The organism is Stenotrophomonas sp. YJH_SMC_81, from assembly GCF_059370875.1.
Genome location: NZ_JCAFUB010000004.1, coordinates 205794 through 224788, shown reverse-complemented (window position 1 = coordinate 224788; position 18995 = coordinate 205794). Strand labels below are relative to the sequence as shown.

General features: G+C 67.2%; 17 protein-coding genes. 16 read left to right on the top strand and 1 reads right to left on the bottom strand.

Annotated features, from left to right (window positions below):
* Nucleotides 1-16: 16 nt before the first annotated feature.
* The gene (gene map / locus AC5P8U_RS10485; protein ID WP_032955117.1) at nucleotides 17-802 is read right to left on the bottom strand and encodes a type I methionyl aminopeptidase; all 786 of its coding nucleotides are present in this window, start codon (nucleotides 800-802) and stop codon (nucleotides 17-19) included.
* 230 nt (nucleotides 803-1032) lie between these two features.
* Between map and AC5P8U_RS10480 the strand changes: the two genes are divergently transcribed.
* From AC5P8U_RS10480 to bamA, 16 genes are all read left to right on the top strand, one after another.
* Entirely contained in the window at nucleotides 1033-1563 is a 531-nt protein-coding gene (locus AC5P8U_RS10480) for a Csu type fimbrial protein (RefSeq protein WP_072166807.1), read from the top strand.
* Complete coding sequence (locus AC5P8U_RS10475) at nucleotides 1563-2312, top strand: fimbrial biogenesis chaperone (protein ID WP_072166808.1); 750 nt, start codon at nucleotides 1563-1565, stop codon at nucleotides 2310-2312. The genes AC5P8U_RS10480 and AC5P8U_RS10475 overlap by 1 nt, the downstream gene beginning before the upstream one ends.
* A gap of 7 nt (nucleotides 2313-2319) precedes the next feature.
* Complete coding sequence (locus AC5P8U_RS10470; protein ID WP_188241140.1) at nucleotides 2320-4692, top strand: fimbria/pilus outer membrane usher protein; 2373 nt, start codon at nucleotides 2320-2322, stop codon at nucleotides 4690-4692.
* Nucleotides 4689-5726 carry a Csu type fimbrial protein gene (locus tag AC5P8U_RS10465; protein ID WP_072166810.1) on the top strand — a complete coding sequence of 346 codons (1038 nt, stop codon included), beginning with the start codon at nucleotides 4689-4691 and terminating at the stop codon, nucleotides 5724-5726. Before AC5P8U_RS10470 ends, AC5P8U_RS10465 begins: the two co-directional genes overlap by 4 nt.
* A gap of 42 nt (nucleotides 5727-5768) precedes the next feature.
* On the top strand, nucleotides 5769-6095 hold the full coding sequence (locus AC5P8U_RS10460) for a hypothetical protein (RefSeq protein WP_245884942.1): 327 nt from the start codon (nucleotides 5769-5771) through the stop codon (nucleotides 6093-6095).
* Nucleotides 6095-6793 (top strand): fimbrial biogenesis chaperone, encoded by a 699-nt coding sequence (locus tag AC5P8U_RS10455; RefSeq protein WP_334271697.1) that lies wholly within the window; start codon nucleotides 6095-6097, stop codon nucleotides 6791-6793. The genes AC5P8U_RS10460 and AC5P8U_RS10455 overlap by 1 nt, the downstream gene beginning before the upstream one ends.
* A gap of 219 nt (nucleotides 6794-7012) precedes the next feature.
* Nucleotides 7013-7819 carry a 30S ribosomal protein S2 gene (gene rpsB, locus AC5P8U_RS10450; protein WP_005408748.1) on the top strand — a complete coding sequence of 269 codons (807 nt, stop codon included), beginning with the start codon at nucleotides 7013-7015 and terminating at the stop codon, nucleotides 7817-7819.
* A gap of 124 nt (nucleotides 7820-7943) precedes the next feature.
* Complete coding sequence (tsf, locus tag AC5P8U_RS10445) at nucleotides 7944-8819, top strand: translation elongation factor Ts (RefSeq protein WP_053463562.1); 876 nt, start codon at nucleotides 7944-7946, stop codon at nucleotides 8817-8819.
* 259 nt (nucleotides 8820-9078) lie between these two features.
* Nucleotides 9079-10614: a GGDEF domain-containing protein gene (locus AC5P8U_RS10440; RefSeq protein WP_005415855.1), complete on the top strand. Its 1536-nt coding sequence runs from the start codon at nucleotides 9079-9081 to the stop codon at nucleotides 10612-10614.
* Between the two features lie 120 nt (nucleotides 10615-10734).
* Nucleotides 10735-11463: a UMP kinase gene (pyrH, locus tag AC5P8U_RS10435; protein ID WP_005415854.1), complete on the top strand. Its 729-nt coding sequence runs from the start codon at nucleotides 10735-10737 to the stop codon at nucleotides 11461-11463.
* A gap of 96 nt (nucleotides 11464-11559) precedes the next feature.
* Complete coding sequence (frr, locus tag AC5P8U_RS10430; protein WP_005415853.1) at nucleotides 11560-12114, top strand: ribosome recycling factor; 555 nt, start codon at nucleotides 11560-11562, stop codon at nucleotides 12112-12114.
* Between the two features lie 5 nt (nucleotides 12115-12119).
* Nucleotides 12120-12887, top strand: a complete 768-nt coding sequence (gene uppS / locus AC5P8U_RS10425) for a polyprenyl diphosphate synthase (protein WP_049412139.1) — start codon at nucleotides 12120-12122, stop codon at nucleotides 12885-12887.
* Nucleotides 12884-13720 (top strand): phosphatidate cytidylyltransferase, encoded by an 837-nt coding sequence (locus tag AC5P8U_RS10420; RefSeq protein WP_061480179.1) that lies wholly within the window; start codon nucleotides 12884-12886, stop codon nucleotides 13718-13720. The genes uppS and AC5P8U_RS10420 overlap by 4 nt, the downstream gene beginning before the upstream one ends.
* A 2-nt stretch (nucleotides 13721-13722) precedes the next feature.
* Nucleotides 13723-14913, top strand: a complete 1191-nt coding sequence (locus AC5P8U_RS10415; protein WP_072166812.1) for a 1-deoxy-D-xylulose-5-phosphate reductoisomerase — start codon at nucleotides 13723-13725, stop codon at nucleotides 14911-14913.
* Nucleotides 14914-14968: 55 nt separating this feature from the next.
* The gene (gene rseP, locus AC5P8U_RS10410) at nucleotides 14969-16327 is read left to right on the top strand and encodes an RIP metalloprotease RseP (protein WP_061480177.1); all 1359 of its coding nucleotides are present in this window, start codon (nucleotides 14969-14971) and stop codon (nucleotides 16325-16327) included.
* A gap of 74 nt (nucleotides 16328-16401) precedes the next feature.
* The gene (gene bamA / locus AC5P8U_RS10405; RefSeq protein WP_053497093.1) at nucleotides 16402-18765 is read left to right on the top strand and encodes an outer membrane protein assembly factor BamA; all 2364 of its coding nucleotides are present in this window, start codon (nucleotides 16402-16404) and stop codon (nucleotides 18763-18765) included.
* Nucleotides 18766-18995: the final 230 nt, after the last annotated feature.

Here is an 18995-nt window from a genome sequence, read left to right as displayed (position 1 = left end):
CTCGCCGGCAGCATCGTCAGGAGACCTGCGACTCGCCCGGCGACAGCGTCAGCACGTCGACGCCGGTCTCGGTGACCGCGACCATGTGCTCCCACTGCGCCGACAGCTTGCGGTCCTTGGTCACCACGGTCCAGCCATCCGGCAGCACCTTGTTGTAGCGGGTACCCTCGTTGATCATCGGCTCGATGGTGAAGGTCATGCCCGGCTGCAGCACCAGGCCCTGGCCCGGGCGGCCGTAATGCACCACCTGCGGCTCGTCGTGGTAGACCTTGCCGATGCCGTGGCCGCAGTACTCGCGCACCACGCTGAAACGCTCGCCTTCGGCATAGCTTTGGATGGCATGGCCGATGTCGCCCAGGGTGGCGCCCGGGCGCACCGCGCGGATGCCGCGCCACATGGCTTCGTACGTGGTTTCCACCAGGCGGCGCGCCATCACCGACGGGGTGCCGACGAAGTACATGCGGCTGGTGTCGCCGTGCCAGCCGTCCTTGATGACGGTGACGTCGATATTGATGATGTCGCCATCCTTGAGCACCTTCCCTTCGCTGGGGATGCCGTGGCAGATGACATTGTTGACCGAGGTGCACACGGTCTTCGGGAAGCCGCGGTAGCCGACGTTGGCCGGAATCGCGCCCTGCACGTTCACGATGTGGTCGTGGCAGATGCGGTCCAGTTCCTCGGTGGTGACACCGGGCTTGACGTGGGGGGTGACGATGTCGAGCACTTCGCTGGCCAGGCGGCCGGCGATGCGCATCATCTCGATTTCCTGCGGGGTTTTCAGATTCACGCTCATGGCACCCATTATCGCCGATCCGGCCGCAATCTGAACGAACGCCACCCAACTGCCGATCCGGGTGATGCACGGTTCCGGCAAGGAAAGTGAAAGCGTGATGGTCTCCGCTCTTTCGTCTGCCTAATTATCACGGATTACAGACACTTACGCCTCCTAAGCTGGATCCACCGTCGTCAAAGCGGCACCGAACGTGCCGTCTTCGCCTTGTTCAACGGACCTTCGGGTCAGGGAGGTTGTTCATGCGATCCCCAGTTCGATCCCCGCTGGCATGGGCCGTGGCCGGGTTCCTGCTGTCCAGCCCGGCACTGGCCGCCGACACCACCACCTTCAATGTCACCCTGGTGGTCACCAAGGCCTGCACCATCACGGCGGCGGCCGCCACCAACGTGGACTTCGGCACCGCGGCATCAACCACCACCACGCCCACCCTGGGCCAGGGCACGGTGACCGCCCAGTGCTCGGCACTGACGCCCTACACGATTGCACTGAATGCGGGCGCCAATGCCAGCACCGCCAACGACGTCACCACCCGGCGGATGAAGAACACCAATGCGGCGGTGACCGCCAACAACTATGTCGGCTACCAGCTCTACCAGGATGCCGCACATACCCTGGTCTGGGGCGCCACAACCGGCACCAACACCCAGGCCGGCATCGGCACCGGCCTGGCCGTGCCCTACATCGTCTACGGCCAGATCCTGAACCTGAGCACCAACAACCCGGCCGCCGGTAGCTACCTGGATACGGTTACCGCCACGATCACCTATTGATGGAGCACGCCCGCATGGCCGGATCCCGCCCGTGGCGCGCCACCGGCGTGGCGCTGCTCGCCCTGTACCTGCTTGCCATCGCGGCCGCCGGCGCCACCAGCCTGCAGGTGGCCCCGACCAGCCTGCAGCTGGAAGCCCGCCAGCGTGCCGGCGAATTGTGGCTGACCAACAGCGGCACCTCGCCGGTGAAGCTGCAGGTACGCGTGTTCCGCTGGGTGCAGCAGGACGGCCAGGAACAGCTGCTGCCCACCGATGCGTTGATGGCCACTCCGCCGATGCAGGAACTGGCCGCCGGACAGCAGCAGCTGGTGCGGGTCATGCGTGCGGACAAGGAACCGCCAGCGGCACAGCAACATTACCGCCTGATCGTTGACGAGGTGCCCGACCTGGCCATCCGCGCGGGTGGCATGCAGTTCGTCCTGCGCTATTCGATCCCGGTGTTCGTGCAGCCCTCGGCCGGCACGCTGGCGCCGCAGCTGCAGGCCCGGCTGGTAAAGCTGGCGGACGGCCGCAACGGCGTCGAAGTAGCCAATTCGGGCAACAGTTACGCTCAGATCGCCGATCTCGCGCTGGGCAGCGCCACGCGCCCACGCATCGTCCATCCCGGGCTGCTGGGCTACGTACTGCCCGGCCAGGTGATGCGCTGGCCGATCGAACGCACGGCGATCGACCGCGACAACGACCAGATCACGGCCAAGCTCAATGGCGAGTCGGAACAGACGCCACTGTCGCCCCCACCGGCTCGCTGAGGCCATGATGGGCGCGTTGCTGGCTGCCCTGGTTCCCGCGGCGACCGAGGCCGCCGATGTGTCCGGCGTGGCCACGGCGGCTGATGTATCCGGCGTGTCGGCCGATGCGATCCTGCCCCCCCCCACCCCGCTGACCGCCAGCCAGACGCTGTACCTGGATGTGTCGCTCAACAGCACGCCGCGCGGCCTGCTGCCGTTCATCGAGAACCGTGGCCGGCTGCAGGCCAGCCCCGAAGTGCTGCGCCAGCTCGGCTTCAACGCCAGCGGCGATGCACCGGTCTACCTGGACCAGATCAGCGGTGCGGTGGTGCGCTACGACGCCCACATGCAGACCTTGGCGCTGGACGTGCCGCTGGACCAGCTGACACTGCCCACCACCGTGCTCAGCCGCCCGCAGACGCGCGCCCCCACCGGCAGCGCCTCGCCCGGCGTGCTGCTCAACTACAACGTCTACGGCAGCCGGGTGGACACGCTCGGCAACCTCAGCCTGAGCTCGGAGCTGCGCGTATTCGGTATCGGCAATGGCACTTTCGAGAACACCGCCATCAGCCGCCGCTACCAGCAACCCGGCGACCGCCATTGGCGCGGCGAGAGCGTGCGCTTGGACACGCGCTGGAGCCTGGATTTCCCCGATAGCGCAACGACCCTGGAGATCGGCGATTTCTACAGCGGGTTCGTCGACTGGACCCGCCCCGTGCGCCTGGGTGGCCTGCAGATCGGCCGCAACTATGGCCTGCAGCCCTACCGCGTGCTGACGCCCACGCCGAGTTTCCTCGGCCAGGCCGTGGTGCCCTCCACGGTCGAGCTGTATGTCGATGGCCTGCGCCAGTACAGCGGGCAGGTGCCGGTCGGTCCCTTCCAGCTCGCAGCACAGCCCGGCATCAGCGGCACCGGCAGCGCGCAGGTGGTGGTGACCGACGCATTCGGCCGCATGCAGACGCTGGACTTCAGTTTCTACGGCACCCAGCAGCTGCTGGCCAAGGGCCTGTCGGACTGGTCGGTCGGCGTCGGCCACCTGCGCCGGGATTTCGGCGAGCGCTCCTTCGCCTATGACGATCGCACGGTGGCCAGCGCCAGCTGGCGCGGCGGTGTCACCGACACGTTCACCGGCGAGGCGCATGCCGAAGGCGGCGGCGGCCTGGCCCAGGGCGGCATTGGCGGCTGGTGGTTGCTCGGCGCCGCCGGCGTGTTCAATGCCGCCTATGCGCACAGTGACTACCACGGCCTGCAGGGTGGGCAATGGGCGCTGGGCTACAGCTGGAACAACCGTCGCTTCAACGTCAATCTGCGCAGCGTGCGCAGCCACGGCGACTACCGCGACCTGGGCGCGCTGCAGGGCAACCTGCCACCAAGCATCAGCGAGCAGGCCACGGTCGGCCTGGACCTGCTGCGGCTGGGCACGCTCAGCGCCAGCTATCTGCGCCTGCGCTACCCCAACGGCGACGACAACCGCTATGCCAGCCTGTTCTGGTCGCGCACCTGGAGCCAACGCTGGTCGGCCTACCTGTCGGTGAACCAGAACCTGGACCGCAGCGATGACCGCAGCATCTACCTGTCGATGACTGCCAGCCTGGGCAACAATCGCCAGGCCAGCCTCTCCAGCCAGCGCAACGGCGACAGCCAGAGCTGGGTCGCGGACGTGACCCAGCCTGTGCCCGGCGATGGCAGCGCCGGCGGCGTCGGCTGGCGCGCGCAGCTGCGCCACGGCGAGGACGGCAACGGCGGCCTGGCCGAGGTCGGCATCCTCAACGATGTCGGCCGCTATTCTTTCGGTGCCTCGCGCCAGGGCGGGCTCAACTATGCCTACGCCAGTGCCAGCGGCAGCCTGGTGTGGATGGGCGGGCACGCCTTCGCCACGCGCGAGGTATCCGATGCCTTCGCGGTGATCAGCACCAATGGCGTCGGCGGCGTCCCGGTGCGGCTGGAGAACCGCTTGATCGGTGTCACCGACGATCGCGGCCTGTTGCTGGTCAGTCCGTTGCTGTCCTGGCAGCGCAACCGGGTCTCGATCGACACCCTGGACCTGCCCGAAGACATGCGTGCCGACCGCATCGAGGACTGGGTCACGCCGCGCCAGCGCGCCGGCACCCGCGTGACCTTCCAGCTGCGTTCGCGGTCGTCACTGAGCCTGACCCTGCTGGCGATGGACGGCCAGCCTCTGGAGGCGGGCAGCGAGGTGCAGCTGCCTGACGGTCGCCAGGCCACGGTCGGCTACGACGGCCTGCTCTATCTGGAAGACGTCGCCGCCGGCAGCGTGCTGTACGTCACCACCAGCCATGGCCCGTGCCGGGTGAAGGTACCGGACCTGCCCAAGGTGGTGGCGTCCGGTGCCCGCCCGAAGCCGGCACCGCAGCAGTGCATTCCGGAGGTGGCGCCATGAAGGTGCTGCTGCTCGTCCTGCTGCTGTGGGCCGGCCTGCTGGCAGCGGCGCCGGCCGGTGCCACCGCGGTCTGCACGGCGGTCGCCGATCCGACCCTGCCGTTCGGCAACATCAACAGCAATGCACCCGGCCCGAGCACGGCCAACCTCAACATCACGGTGACCTGCACCACCGCCGCGCTGAGCCTGTTGGCCACCACCGGCGTGCGCGTCTGCGTGGGCATCGGCGCAGGCAGTGGCGGCGGCAGCAGTTCCACGTCCCGCACGATGGCCACCTCCACCAGCGACACGATGAATTTCCAGCTATATAACAACGCCAGCTTCGGCCAGGTCACTGGCCTGGTCCCGCGCGGCACGCCGCCAGCGCAGGAGCTGACCATGAGCTACAACGTACCGCTGCTGACCGGCGGCAGTGGTGCGCAGACTGTGCAGCTGTTCGGTCAGATTCCGGCCAACCAGGTCCTGGCCTCCGGCGCGTACAGCAGCACCTTCAGCGGCGCCAGCGTGGTGCTGACCTGGGCCTGGAACGAAGTCCTGCTCGGCACCGCCACCGTTCCCGCCACCTGCAACGGCGGCGCCACCGGTACCAACAGCGCGAGCGCGGCCTTCAGTTTCACCGCCACCGCCAACGTGCTGCCGCAATGCGGCAGCTACGTCACCACCAACATGAATTTCGGCAACGTCACCGGCGGCATCCCGGCCAACATCGACCAGACCGCCACCCTGACCCTGACCTGCCTGAAGAACACCGCCTTCCAGGTCGGCCTGAACAACGGCCAGAACAATCCCGCCGCCACCACCACCCGGCGCATGGCCACCACCATCGGCAACAGCACCTATTACCTCCCCTACGAGCTGTACCGGGATCCGGCACGAAGCCAGCGCTGGGGCAACACCCTGACGGTTGACACGGCCAGCAGCACCGGCACCGGAAGCGCACAGCAGCTGACCATCTACGGCCGGGTACCGCCGGTCACCGGCCAGCCCCCGGCCGGCACCTACAACGACCTGGTGACGGTGACGATCACCTACTGACCTGCGTGCCGACCAACAGTCTGCACCCACCGGACGAAGGCCGTGCCGAGCGCGGGCTCGGCGCTACAGTTGCGGCGCATCCAGCCGATACCGCGCAGCAAGATCTTTCAGCACGGTGGGCAGGTGATTCGCGCATTTCTGATCGGGGCGATGCTGGTCGCCAGCACGCCGGCCCGCGCCGAACCGCGCAGCAGCACGCTGCAGATCCGGCTGACCGTGGTCGAATCCTGCAGCGACGATGCCGGCGCTCCCCGTTGCGCGGCGCCACACCAGCGCAGTGACGACCCCAAGGTGCCGCCCCAGGTCCGCGACCTCGCACCACCGACGACAGACGACAGCGCAATGCCCTCCGTGACCCTCATCTACTGATGCGCGCGCTGCTGATCCTGCTTGGACTGCTGCTGGCGCAGCCCTCGGCGGCGCTGGAGCTGTTGCCGACCACCCTGCAGCTACCCGCCGAAGGCGGCCGCGCCGAACTGTGGCTGCGTAATCCGGGGCCCGGCCGCTGGCAGGGCCAGGTGCAGGTGCTGGCCTGGGAGCAGCAACTGGACGCCGAACGACTGCAGCCCAGCGACCGGATCCGGGTCAGCCCTGCGCGGCTGGACCTGCCCCCTGGCAGCACCCAGCGCGTCTGGCTGCTGCCAGGCGGTCCGCCAGCATCCGTGGGTGAACAGGCCTATCGGATCGTACTGGCGCCGGCCTTGCCGGGATTGCCCCGCTACTCGCTGCCGTTGTTCCGCGGCCCAGCGGCGCCAGCGCTGCATGCCCGGTTGCAGGCCCGCGTCGAGGCACATGGGCCTCAGGCCATGCTGCGACTCAGCAATTCCAGTACGCTGCATGGCCGCCTGCACGATCTGCAGTTCATAGCGGCCGACGGCCAATCGTCGCTGCTGGTGGCCGGGCTGGCCGGCTATATCCTCGCAGGCCATGAACGCCGCTGGCCCCTGCCCGCCCGCCCCGATGGCTATGTGGGCGGCCACTTCCGGGCCCGTCTGCAGGACGGCCGCGAGGTCGATCTGGCCGCATCTGACCCTGCAATTGCAGCGGACGCCCCCAGCGGGCTATAATCGACCGGATTCCTGCCGCCTGCGTGCGCGGGAGCCCGTCCACACCGGACGTCACCGGTGAATCCACACCTGCTGCCCCCATCCGTGCCGGGGTGCTCCGCGAGGAGTTCGGCCACGGAGGCAACAGGGAAGCCCAACCCCGGAACCGATCGCGCTTCCACGCGTCCCGCATACCTATCCCGCGGGCGGAATCGCTGGTTCCATATCAGGAGTATTGCAATGCCCCAGGTCACCATGCGTCAGATGCTGGAAGCCGGCGTCCACTTCGGCCACCAGACCCGCTACTGGAACCCGAAGATGGCTCCGTACATCTTCGGCGCCCGCGGCAAGATCCACATCATCAACCTGGAAAAGACCGTCCCGCTGTTCAACGATGCGATGAACTTCATCTCGTCGGTTGCCCAGAAGCGCGGCACCGTCCTGTTCCTGGGCACCAAGCGCAGCGCCCGTGAAACCATCAAGGAAGAAGCCGAGCGTTGCGGCATGCCGTTCATGAACCAGCGTTGGCTGGGCGGCACCCTGACCAACTTCCGTACCGTCAAGCAGTCGGTTGCCCGCCTGAAGGAACTGGAAGCCGGTGAAACCGACGGCACCTTCGAGAAGCTGGTCAAGCACGAAGTGCTGGGCCTGCGTCGCGAGCGCGACAAGCTGGAAGCCTCGCTGGGCGGCATCAAGGACATGAACCGCCTGCCGGACGCCATCTTCGTGATCGACATCGGCCACGAAGACATCGCGATCAAGGAAGCCAAGAAGCTGGGCATTCCGGTCATCGCCGTGGTCGACACCAACTACAACCCGGAACTGGTGGACTACGCCATCCCGGGCAACGACGACGCCATCCGCGCTGTGCAGCTGTACGCCCGCGCCGCTGCCGACGCCGTGCTGGAAGGCAAGGCCGCTGCGCCGCACGCCGCTTCGGTGCGCGAGGAAGAGTTCGCGGAAGCCGCTGCTGAAGGCGAAGAGAAGCCGGCCCGCCGCGCTCCGGCCAAGAAGGCTGCCAAGAAGGGCGACGACGCCCAGGCCTGATCCAGGCCCGGGTGGACGCCCAGCGTCCACCCTCCCTGCACGCAGCCCCTGGCGCGTGACAGGACCGTGTCACACGGGCCGGCCACCATGCCGGCCCAACCCCTTTCTTTCGTGAGGTAATCCCGTGGAAATCACTGCTTCCCTGGTCAAGGAACTGCGCGAGCGCACCGGCGCCGGCATGATGGAATGCAAGAAGGCGCTTACCGAAGCCAACGGCGACATCAACGCCGCTGCTGAAGCCATGCGCAAGTCCGGCGCTGCCAAGGCCGACAAGAAGGCTGACCGCGTGGCCGCCGAAGGCCGTCTGGGCCTGGCCCAGGACGGCGGCAAGGCCGTGCTGGTCGAAGTCAACTCGGAAACCGACTTCGTCGCCAACGATGACAACTTCAAGTCCTTCGTCAACGCCGTCGCCGCCGCTGCCCTGGCATCGGGCGCCAATGACGTCGAAGCCGTGAAGGCCGCCACGCTGGCCGACGGCCGCACCGTTGAAGAAGCCCGCGCCACCGCCGTGCAGACCCTGGGCGAGAACATCCAGATCCGCCGCATGGTCAAGGTCGACACCACCGGCAACATCGGTGCCTACGTCCACACCAACGGCAAGGTTGGCGTGCTGGTCGACCTGATCGGCGGCGACGTCGAGCTGGCCCGTGGCCTGGCGATGCACGTGGCCGCGCTGAAGCCGCCGCACAACAAGGCTGCGGACGTTCCGGCCGAGTTCGTCGAAAAGGAAAAGGAAATCGAGCTGGCCAAGATGACCGAGAAGGACAAGGCCAAGCCGGCCGACATCCTGGAAAAGATCATCAGCGGCAAGATCAACAAGATCGTCAGCGACGTGACCCTGTACGGCCAGACCTACGTGCTGGGCGACACCACCGTCGAGCAGGTGGTCAAGGCCGCTGGTGCGGACGTGGCAGGTTTCAAGCTGCTGATCGTCGGCGAAGGCATCGAAAAGGTGGTGGAAGACTACGCCGCCGAAGTTGCCAAGGCGATGCAGGTCTGATTCCAGCCCTCCGGCTGTGAAGCGACCAGAAGGAGCCGCGGGAAACCGCGGCTCTTTTTTTATGCATGGGCCCAGGGATTAACCCATGGCCCATCGGTGGGTGCGCACCGTTGGTGCGCACAACCGGCACCTTTGCGTTGCGCTCGAATCAAGCCGATACTCAGTCGCAGGGAATCCTCAGTCACTTAGCAGGAACGAAAATCGCGGACTGTGATGCATTCCTAGGTATTCTTGTCCCAATGGAATTGAACGACCCGACATGCCTCCCGAGCTGACAGCTGCCCTGGCGCTCTGCCGCAACCTGCCTTCGCCACCCGGTATTGCCCTGCGCATCATCGAACTGGCTCAGGACCCGGAAGCGGACATCGCCACCGCCGCCGACATCATCGCCATCGACATGGCGCTGAGCGCTCGCATGCTGCGCATCGCCAATTCGCCGCTGTATGCCAGCCGCCGCCGCATCGAGAACCTCGGCCAGGCGCTGACCATGCTGGGCCTGAACGCCACGATCAGCCTCGCCCTCGGCTTCACCGTCACCCAGGGCCTGACCGGCGGTGGCGCCGATCATGACCTGCGCCAGCGCGCGTGGAAGCGCAGCATCCTCAGTGCCCTGGCCGCCAGCCAGCTGGGCCAGGCGCGCGGCCTGCGCCGGCTGGAGGAGCTGATGCTGGCCGGACTGCTGCAGGACCTGGGCGTGCTGTGCCTGGCCCAGGCCGAGTCGGAGCGCTACCTGCCACTGCTGCGCGAGGCACGCGACAACATCGACCTGGTTTCCCGCGAGCGCGAGGCGCTGGGCTGCAGCCACGCCGACGTCGGCGCCTGGGTGGCCGAGCAATGGGGCCTGCCACGTTACCTGGTGGAGAGCATCAGCCACAGCGAGGACGAGGACGCCGCCGAATCGCCATTCCAGGCCTGCGTGCAACTGTCCGGCGCAGTGGCCGACATCTGGCTGGATAACGATGCCGATGCCGCGCGCGAGCGCGCCCTGCAGCAGGTGCACGACCGCTTGGAGCTGGACAGCGCGCGCTTCGACCAGGTGCTGGCCCGCATCAGCGAGGCCCTGCCCGACATCGCCAGCCTGTTCGATGCCGGCCTCAATTCGCCGGCGCGGGTGCGCGAGCTGATCGATCACGCGCAGGAACTGGCCACGCTGCGCAACCTGCGCGAACTGCAGGATGCCGACCAGGCACGCCGCCGTGCCGACGAATTCGAGGCGCGCGCCAAGCGCCTGGCCGACCAGGCCCATCGTGATGCATTGACAGGCGTGCTCAACCGCCGCCAGCTGGAAGCGGTGCTGGAGCAGGAATTCCTGCGTGCCGGCCGCCAGGGCTGGCCACTGTCGGTGGCCTTCATCGACCTGGACGACTTCAAGAAGATCAACGACGCCCACGGCCACCTGACCGGCGACGAGGTGCTGCGCGCCTTCGCCGGCAAGCTGCAGGGCCAGTTGCGCAACAGCGACACCGTGGCCCGCTTCGGCGGCGAGGAGTTCGTCGCGCTGCTGCCCAACACCAGCGAAAGCGTGGCCCTGGACGTGATCCGCCGGGTGCTGGCCAACATCGTCGCCACGCCGATGGCCGAGCTGGAGGGTGGTCCGCTGTTCGTCACCTTCTCCGCCGGCGTGGCCACCCAGGGCGGCTACGAGCGCTTCGCCGACGTCCAGGACCTGCTGCGCGCCGCCGACGACGTGCTGTACCGCTCCAAGAACCTGGGCCGCAACCGGGTGATCGCCCGCTCGCCGGGGGCGCTGGGCCATGACGAGCTGTCGGCCACGGCCAGCGCCGAACTGGGCTGAACGGGACGCCCCGGCTGATCGGGCGAACCACCGGATTCTGCGCCGCAGTGCACAAAACACTTTGGCACAACGCCGCATGCGCGTAGAATCGCCCGCGATTTCCACGCACCCGAGGTCCCCATGTCCAAGCTCGCCTATCGCCGCATCCTTCTGAAACTGTCCGGGGAGGCGCTGATGGGAGACGAGGACTACGGCATCGACCCCAAGATCATCAATCGCCTCGCCCGTGAGGTCATCGAAGCCCAGCAGGCCGGTGCCGAGGTCGCGCTGGTGATCGGAGGTGGCAACATCTTCCGCGGCGCCGGTCTGGCCGCCGGCGGCATGGACCGCGTAACCGGCGACCAGATGGGCATGCTGGCCACCGTCATCAACGCCCTGGCCATGCAGGACGCCCTCGAGAAGCTGGGTGCCAAGGCCCGGGTGATGAGCGCGATCAAGATCAACGACGTGTGCGAGGACTACATCCGCCGCCGCGCCATCCGCCACCTGGAAAAGGGCCGCCTGGTGATCTTCGCTGCCGGCGTCGGCAGCCCGTTCTTCACCACCGACTCCGGCGCCGCCCTGCGCGCGATCGAGATCGGCGCCGACCTGCTGCTGAAGGCCACCAAGGTCGATGGCGTGTACGACAAGGACCCGAACAAGCACAGCGATGCGGTCCGCTTCGACAGCCTGAGCTACGACGAAGTGATCCGCCGCGGCCTGGAAGTGATGGACACGGCGGCCTTCGCTCTGGCCCGCGACAGCGACCTGCCGATGCGCGTGTTCGACATGGGCCAGCCGGGCGAACTGCTGAAGATCCTCAACGGCGCGAACATCGGCACCCTGGTCCAGGGCCGCGACCCGGCCTGACCCTGAGCGCAAAGCGACAACCGGGCCGATTCAGGCCCGGCAGCGTCCCGTATTCGCCTATAATCGCCCGATTCCAGATACATCCAGGACCGGGCGATGCTCAACGACATCAAGAACAACGCGCAGACGCGCATGGCCAAGAGCATTGACGCTCTGAAGCACACCCTCACCTCCATCCGGACCGGCCGCGCCACCCCGGCCCTGCTGGACCGCGTGACGGTCAGCGCCTATGGCAACGCCAGCACCCCGCTGAACCAGGTCGCGTCGATCTCCAACGCCGACGCGCACTCGCTGCTGGTCACCCCGTTCGACAAAGGCATGATCAAGGAGATCGAAAAGGGTCTCTACAACGCCGAGTTCACTCCGAACACGCTGGGCACTGCGATCCGCATCAACATGCCGCCGCCGACCGAAGAGCGCCGCAAGGAGCTGGTCAAGCAGGTGCAGAAGGAAGGGGAAGGCGCCAAGATCGCGATCCGCAACATCCGTCAGGACGCGAACAAGGAAATCGCCAAGCTGGTCAAGGACAAGGCGATCAGCGAAGACGAGAAGAAGCGCGGCGAAGACGACATCCAGAAGCTGACCGACGCCAACATCAAGGACGTCGACAAGGTCGTTGCCGACAAGGAAAAAGAACTGCTGTCGGTCTGAAGTCGATGCCTTCAGTCCCGCCTCCGTTGCCTGCCTCCCTGCCCCGCCACATTGCCATCATCATGGATGGCAATGGGCGTTGGGCACAGCAGCGCCGTCGCCCCCGCGTGATCGGCCACCGTGCCGGCGCGCGCGCGGTCAACCGCACCATCGAGCGCTGCCTTGAACTGGGCATCCCGGCACTGACCCTGTTCGCCTTCTCCAGCGAGAACTGGGGCCGGCCGCAGGAGGAAGTGGACGCGCTGATGAAGCTGTTCCTCGGTGCACTCGACCGCGAAGTGGACGAGCTGCACCGGCGTGGCGTGCGCGTGCGCTTCATCGGCGAACGCGAGCGCTTCGGCGCCGGGCTGGTCAGCCGCATGCAGCTGGCCGAGCAGCGCACCGCCGACAACACCACCCTGACCCTGTCGATCGCCGCCAGCTACGGTGGCCGCCAGGACATCGCCCGCGCCGCGCGCGCCCTGGCAGTCGAAGTGGCGGCCGGTCGCCTTCTGCCCGAGCAGATCGATGAATCGCTGCTGGGCAGCCAGGTGGCCCTGGCCGACCTGCCGCCGCCGGACCTGTTCATCCGCACCGGCGGCGACACCCGCATCAGCAACTTCCTGCTGTGGCAGCTCGCCTATACCGAACTGTGGTTCACCGAGGCCCTGTGGCCGGACTTCGACGCCGGGCAGCTGCAGCAGGCGCTCGACGCCTATGCCGGTCGCGAGCGTCGTTTCGGCCTGACCAGCGCCCAGATTGCCGCACTGGCCACCGAGACTTCCAGCCCATGACCAAGACCCGAGTCCTTGCCGCGCTGATCATGGCGCCGCTAGCCATTGCGGCGATCCTGCTGCTGCCCACGCAATGGCTGGCCGCCGCCGCCGCCGCCGTGCTGCTGATCGGCCTGTGGGAATGGCTGAAGCTGGCCGGTATCGAAGACACCCTGGCGCGCACCGTGCTGCTGGTGCTGAACCTGCTGCTGATGGTGCTGCTGGTCTGGGCCGATGGCAGCACCCTGGTCCTGTTCCAGATAACCACGCTGGCCGGCGTTGCCTGGTGGCTGGCCGCGCTGGTCTGGTTGCGCTTCTTCAACTTCGGCGCGCAGCCGTCGGCACCCTCGCGGATCCTGAAGATGCTGGCCGGTACCCTGGCCATCGTGCCGGCGTGGGCCGCGCTGGTGCTGATCCATGCCGGCGGCGATCCGCCGGGCCAGCAGGGCCACCTGTGGCTGCTGGCTGCGCTGGCGCTGGTGTGGGCGGCCGACTCGGGCGCCTATTTCGCTGGCCGCCATTTCGGCAAGCACAAGCTGGCGCCGCGGATCAGCCCCAACAAGACCTGGGAAGGCCTGTTCGGCGGCCTGCTGGCCGGTGTCGCCGTGGCCCTCGGCCTGGGCTGGCTGGCTGGCATCGATGCCGCACACCTGCCCGGCCTGTTGATCACTGCGGTGGTGGCGGTGTTCGCCTCGGTCCTGGGCGACCTGTTCGAGAGCCTGATCAAGCGCCATGCCGGCGCCAAGGACTCGGGCCACCTGATCCCGGGCCACGGTGGCGTGCTCGACCGGGTCGACGGCGTCCTCGCCGCCGTGCCGGTGTTCGCGCTGGGCAAGGAAATCTTCGGGTTCTGACCATGAATGCTGCTGCAGACCTGCGCCGGGTCGCCGTGTTCGGCGCTACCGGCTCGATCGGCGCCTCCACGCTGGACGTGATCGCCCGCCACCCGCACCGCTACCAGGCCACGGTGCTCGCTGCCGGCCGCCAGGTGCAGGCGCTGCTGGCGCTGTGCCGCCAGCACAGACCCGCGCACGCGGTGATCGCCGACGCATCGCTGTTCGCCGAGCTGCGTGACGGCCTGCGCGAGGCCGGACTCACCACCGAGGCCCATGCCGGCCAGGCCGCGCTGGACCAGCTGGCCGCCAGCGATGCCTGCGATACCGTGGTCGCGGCCATCGTCGGCGCGGCCGGCCTGTCCTCGACCCTGGCTGCCGCCGCCGCCGGCAAGCGCATCCTGCTGGCCAACAAGGAATCGCTGGTGCTGGCCGGCGAACTGCTGACCCGGACGGCCGAACGTGCCGGTGCCGAAATCATCCCGATCGACAGCGAGCACAGCGCGATCTTCCAGTGCCTGCGCTCGCGCGATGCCAGTGTCGACGGCGCCGGCGTGCGCCGGATCCTGCTGACCGCCTCCGGCGGCCCGTTCCGTGGCCGCAGTCGCGCCGAACTGGCCCAGGTCACCCCCGCCCAAGCAGTTGCCCACCCCAAGTGGTCGATGGGGCCGAAGATCTCGGTCGATTCGGCGACGTTGATGAACAAGGGCCTGGAAGTCATCGAGGCCCACCACCTGTTCGGCGTGCCCGGCGAGCGCATCGAGGTGCTGGTGCACCCGCAGAGCCTGGTCCATTCGCTGGTCGAGTTCGTCGATGGCTCGACCCTGGCCCAGATGGGCCTGCCGGACATGCGCACCACCCTCGCCGTTGGCTTGGGCTGGCCGCAGCGCATCGAATCGGGCGTGGCCGGGCTGGACCTGCTGGCCCAGGGCCGCCTGGATTTCGAGGCCCCGGATACCGACGCCTTCCCCTGCCTGGCGCTGGCCTGGCAGGCGATGCAGGCCGGCGGCACCGCGCCGGCGGTGCTGAACGCTGCCAATGAAGAGGCGGTTTCAGCGTTTCTTCAGGGCCGGATCGGTTTCCTGACGATCCCGGAGCTGGTTGCTAACGCTCTTTCAACACTGCCGACCCAGCCAGCCGATACACTGGAGGTCCTGTTGTCCGCCGACCAGCGGGCACGCCAGCTCACCCTGAACGCCATCGACGCCGCCTGAACGACCGCCTCGCCCAGCATGACGCCGCCGCCCTTGCCCACCACTGTGAGCCTGCATGACTGACTTCATCGGATCGGTCTGGTGGATGATCGTCAGCCTCGGGCTGCTGGTCACCTTTCACGAGTTCGGGCATTACTGGGTCGGGCGCCTGTGCGGGGTCAAGATCCTGCGTTTCTCGGTCGGCTTCGGCCGGCCGCTGTGGTCGCGCCGCGACCGGCACGGCACCGAGTTCGCCATCGCCGCCATCCCGCTGGGCGGTTACGTGAAGTTCCTCGACGAACGCGAGGTCGAAGTGCACCCGCACGAGCGCGGCCAGGCCTTCAACCACAAGACCGTCTGGCAGCGCATCGCGATCGTTGCCGCCGGCCCGATCGCCAATCTGCTGCTGTGCATCCTGCTGCTGTGGGCGATGTTCGTGATCGGCAAGCAGGATTACTCGCCCACCATCGGCCGTGTCAGCGGCATCGCCGCCAGTGCCGGCCTGGCCAGCGGCGACCGCGTGCTGCGCGTGGACGACCGCCAGGTGGTCACCCTCGGCGAGGCCAGCATGGCGCTGACCGCAGCCGCGATGGACCGCCGCGACGTGAAGCTGGAAGTGCTGGATACGGCCGACCAGGTACGCACGCGCACCCTGCCGCTGTCGCAGCTGCCGGCGGGTTTCGATGAGCGGCGGGTGCCGATCCTGGCTGGCCTGCACTGGCAGTCGTGGCTGCAGCCGGCGCAAGTGGAGTCGCTGACTGCGGACTCCGTGGTGGCAGGGCAACTGCAGCCAGGCGACCTGATCGTGGCCATCGACGGCCAGCGCATCGACAGCGTCGACCAGGTGATCGGCGAGATCCAGGCCCTGGGCCGTGCCGGCGGGCCGGGAATGATCGAGGTCCTGCGTGGCGGCGAGCGCCTGGCGCTGGAAGTCACCCCGCGCCAGGGCAAGGACGGCAAGGGCAATCCGGTCTGGCAGATCGGCGTCGGCTTCCCCACCAGCTACAGCCCCGCCTATGACACCCTGCTGCGCTATGGCCCGCTGGATGCGGTGACCGTGGCGGTGCGCGAGACCGGCCGCCTGGCCGCCGACTCGCTGGGCATGATGGGTCGCATCGTGACCGGCAAGGCCTCGCTGCAGAACGTTTCCGGGCCGGTCACCATCGCCCGCGTGGCCAATGTCTCGGCCAAGCGCGGCCTCGACTGGTTCCTGCAGTTCCTTGCCCTGCTGTCGCTCAGCCTGTGCATCATCAACCTGCTGCCGATCCCGATCTTGGACGGCGGCCACCTGCTGTATTACCTTATCGAGTTGGTCAAGGGCAGCCCGCTGAGCGAGCGTGCCATCGCCGCCGGCCAATACATCGGCCTGGCGTTGCTGGCCGGGCTGATGGGGTTGGCGTTCTACAACGACATCCTCGGCCTGGTCCCGCGATGAACTTTTCCACGTTGTTGCCGTCTACAGCGTCGGCATCCCGCACCAATGAAATCGACCTTCCTACCGGACGTGACATGACGCGACTCCCCAATCGCCGCCTGCTGGCCCTCGCCCTCGCCGCCGTCACCGGCGCTCCCGCCCTGGCCCAGGCAGCCGAGCCCTTCACTGTCAGCGACATCCGCGTCGATGGCCTGCAGCGCATCAGCTCGGGCACGGTGTTCACCTACCTGCCGGTGGAACGCGGCGAGACGATCACCGACAACAAGGTCGGCGAGACGATCCGCGCCCTGTACAAGACCGGCTTCTTCGAAGACGTGCAGCTGGACCGCCAGGGCACGATCCTGGTGGTGACCGTCAAGGAACGCCCGGCGATCAACAAACTGACCGTGACCGGCAACAAGGACATCAAGTCCGACCAGCTGCTCAAGGGCCTGTCCGACATCGGCCTGACCGAGGGCGGCACCTTCGATCGCCTGAGCCTGGACCGCGTGACCCAGGAACTGCGCCGCCAGTACAACGACCGTGGCAAGTACAACGTCGACATCACCCCGACGGTGAGCCCGCTGGACCGCAACCGCGTGGACATCGCCATCGCCATCAAGGAAGGCAAGGCCGCCAAGATCCGCCACGTCAACCTGGTGGGCACCGAAAAGTTCGAGAGCAAGGACATCCTGGAGACCTGGGAGTCCAAGGAGCACAACTGGGCGTCGTGGTACCGCCGTGACGACCAGTACTCCAAGGAAAAGCTGTCCGGCGACCTGGAAAAGCTCAACTCCTGGTACCTGGATCGCGGCTACGTCGATTTCAGCATCGATTCCACCCAGGTCTCGATCAGCCCCGACAAGCGCGACATGTTCCTGACCGCGGGCGTGACCGAGGGCGCGCAGTACAAGATCTCCGAGATCAAGGTCAGCGGCGACACCATCCTCCCGCAGGAGGACGTCGAGCGCATGGTGATCCAGAAGTCCGGCGACACGTTCTCGCGTGCCCTGCTGGAATTCAGCTCGGACACCATCACCAATTCGCTGTCCAACATCGGCTACGCGTTCGCCAAGGTGAATCCGATCCCGACCACCAACCGCGCCGAGCAGACCGTGGCCATCAACATGCAGGTCGTGCCCGGCCCGCGCGTGTCGGTGCGCCGCATCCTGTTCCGCGGCAACACCCGCACGTCCGATGAAGTGATGCGTCGCGAAATGCGCCAGTTCGAGAACAGCTGGTACTCGCAGGCCGCGATCGACCGCTCCAAGATCCGCCTGCAGCGCCTGGGCTACTTCGAATCGGTGGAAGTGGAGACCCCGGCCGTCAGCGGCAGCAACGACCAGGTCGACGTCGTCTACAACGTCAAGGAAACCACCTCGGGCAGCTTCGTGTTCGGCCTGGGCTACTCGCAGTCCTACGGCATGACCACGTCGGTGCAGCTGTCGCAGAACAACTTCCTCGGCGGCGGCAACCGCGTGTCGGTCGAAGCCTCGCGCAGCAGCTACCTGCAGCGCTACGGCTTCAGCTACACCAACCCGTACTTCACCGATGACGGCGTGTCACTGGGCTACAACCTGTCCTGGCGCGAACTGGATTACTCCGACTTCAACACCGCGCAGTACAACAGCACCAACGGTGCCGCGCAGGTGGTGTTCGGCGTGCCGCTGACCGAGACCGACACCGTCTCGCTGATGTTCGGCATCGACAGCAACCAGATCACCACCTACCAGGGCTCCACCCCGCAGTCGATCATCGACTACATCAACGCCGTCGGTAAGCGCACCTTCCATGCCTGGCGCACCGAGCTGGGCTGGGCGCGCGACTCGCGCAACGACTACTTCATGCCGACCCGCGGTACCTACCAGCGTGTGGGCCTGGAAACCACGCTGCCGGGTTCGACCATCGAGTACTACAAGCTGAACTACCAGATCAGCAAGTACTGGCCGATCATGCCGTCGCTGGTGATCAACACCCGCGCCGAAATCGGCTACGGCGATGCCTACGGCAAGGACTACACCCGTACGCTGACCAATCCGGATGGCACCACCCGCACCGTCACCGCCAGCGGCCTGCCGTTCTTCGAGAACTTCTACGCCGGTGGTACCAACTCGGTACGCGGCTTCGAGGACAACACCCTCGGCCCGCGCGAAGTCACCACTGGTTATCCGGAAGGCCAGCCGCTGGGTGGTTCGCTGAAGACCGTCGGTTCGGTGGAAGCCTACTTCCCGCGCCTGTTCGACAGCCCGTCGGCGCGCGTGTCGGCCTTCGTCGACTTCGGCAACGTGTATACCGGCGTGGACAACTTCAAGGCCAACGAGCTGCGCGTATCCACCGGTGTGGCCCTGCTGTGGCGCGCCCCGGTCGGCCCGATCTCGATCAGCTATGCCTTCCCGTTGAAGAAGGAAGACGATGACAAGATCGAGCGCCTGCAATTCACGTTCGGTGGGCAGTTCTGACGAACCGCGGGGCGGTTCGCCAGAACTGCCCCCGCATTCCACCTATCCCCCGCGCCGCTACGCATGCCATCCATGGCATGCGCCCTTCGGGCCGTTGCATAGCAACGTTGGGAATCGCTCCTGCGATTCCCAGGGGCGCGCCCCCCTTAACAAAGGGGGGCTCTCCACCAGACGGGGCGCGAAGCGCCGGGCATTGCCCGGCGTTTCCGTTTTACTTGCTCGCCGCCGTT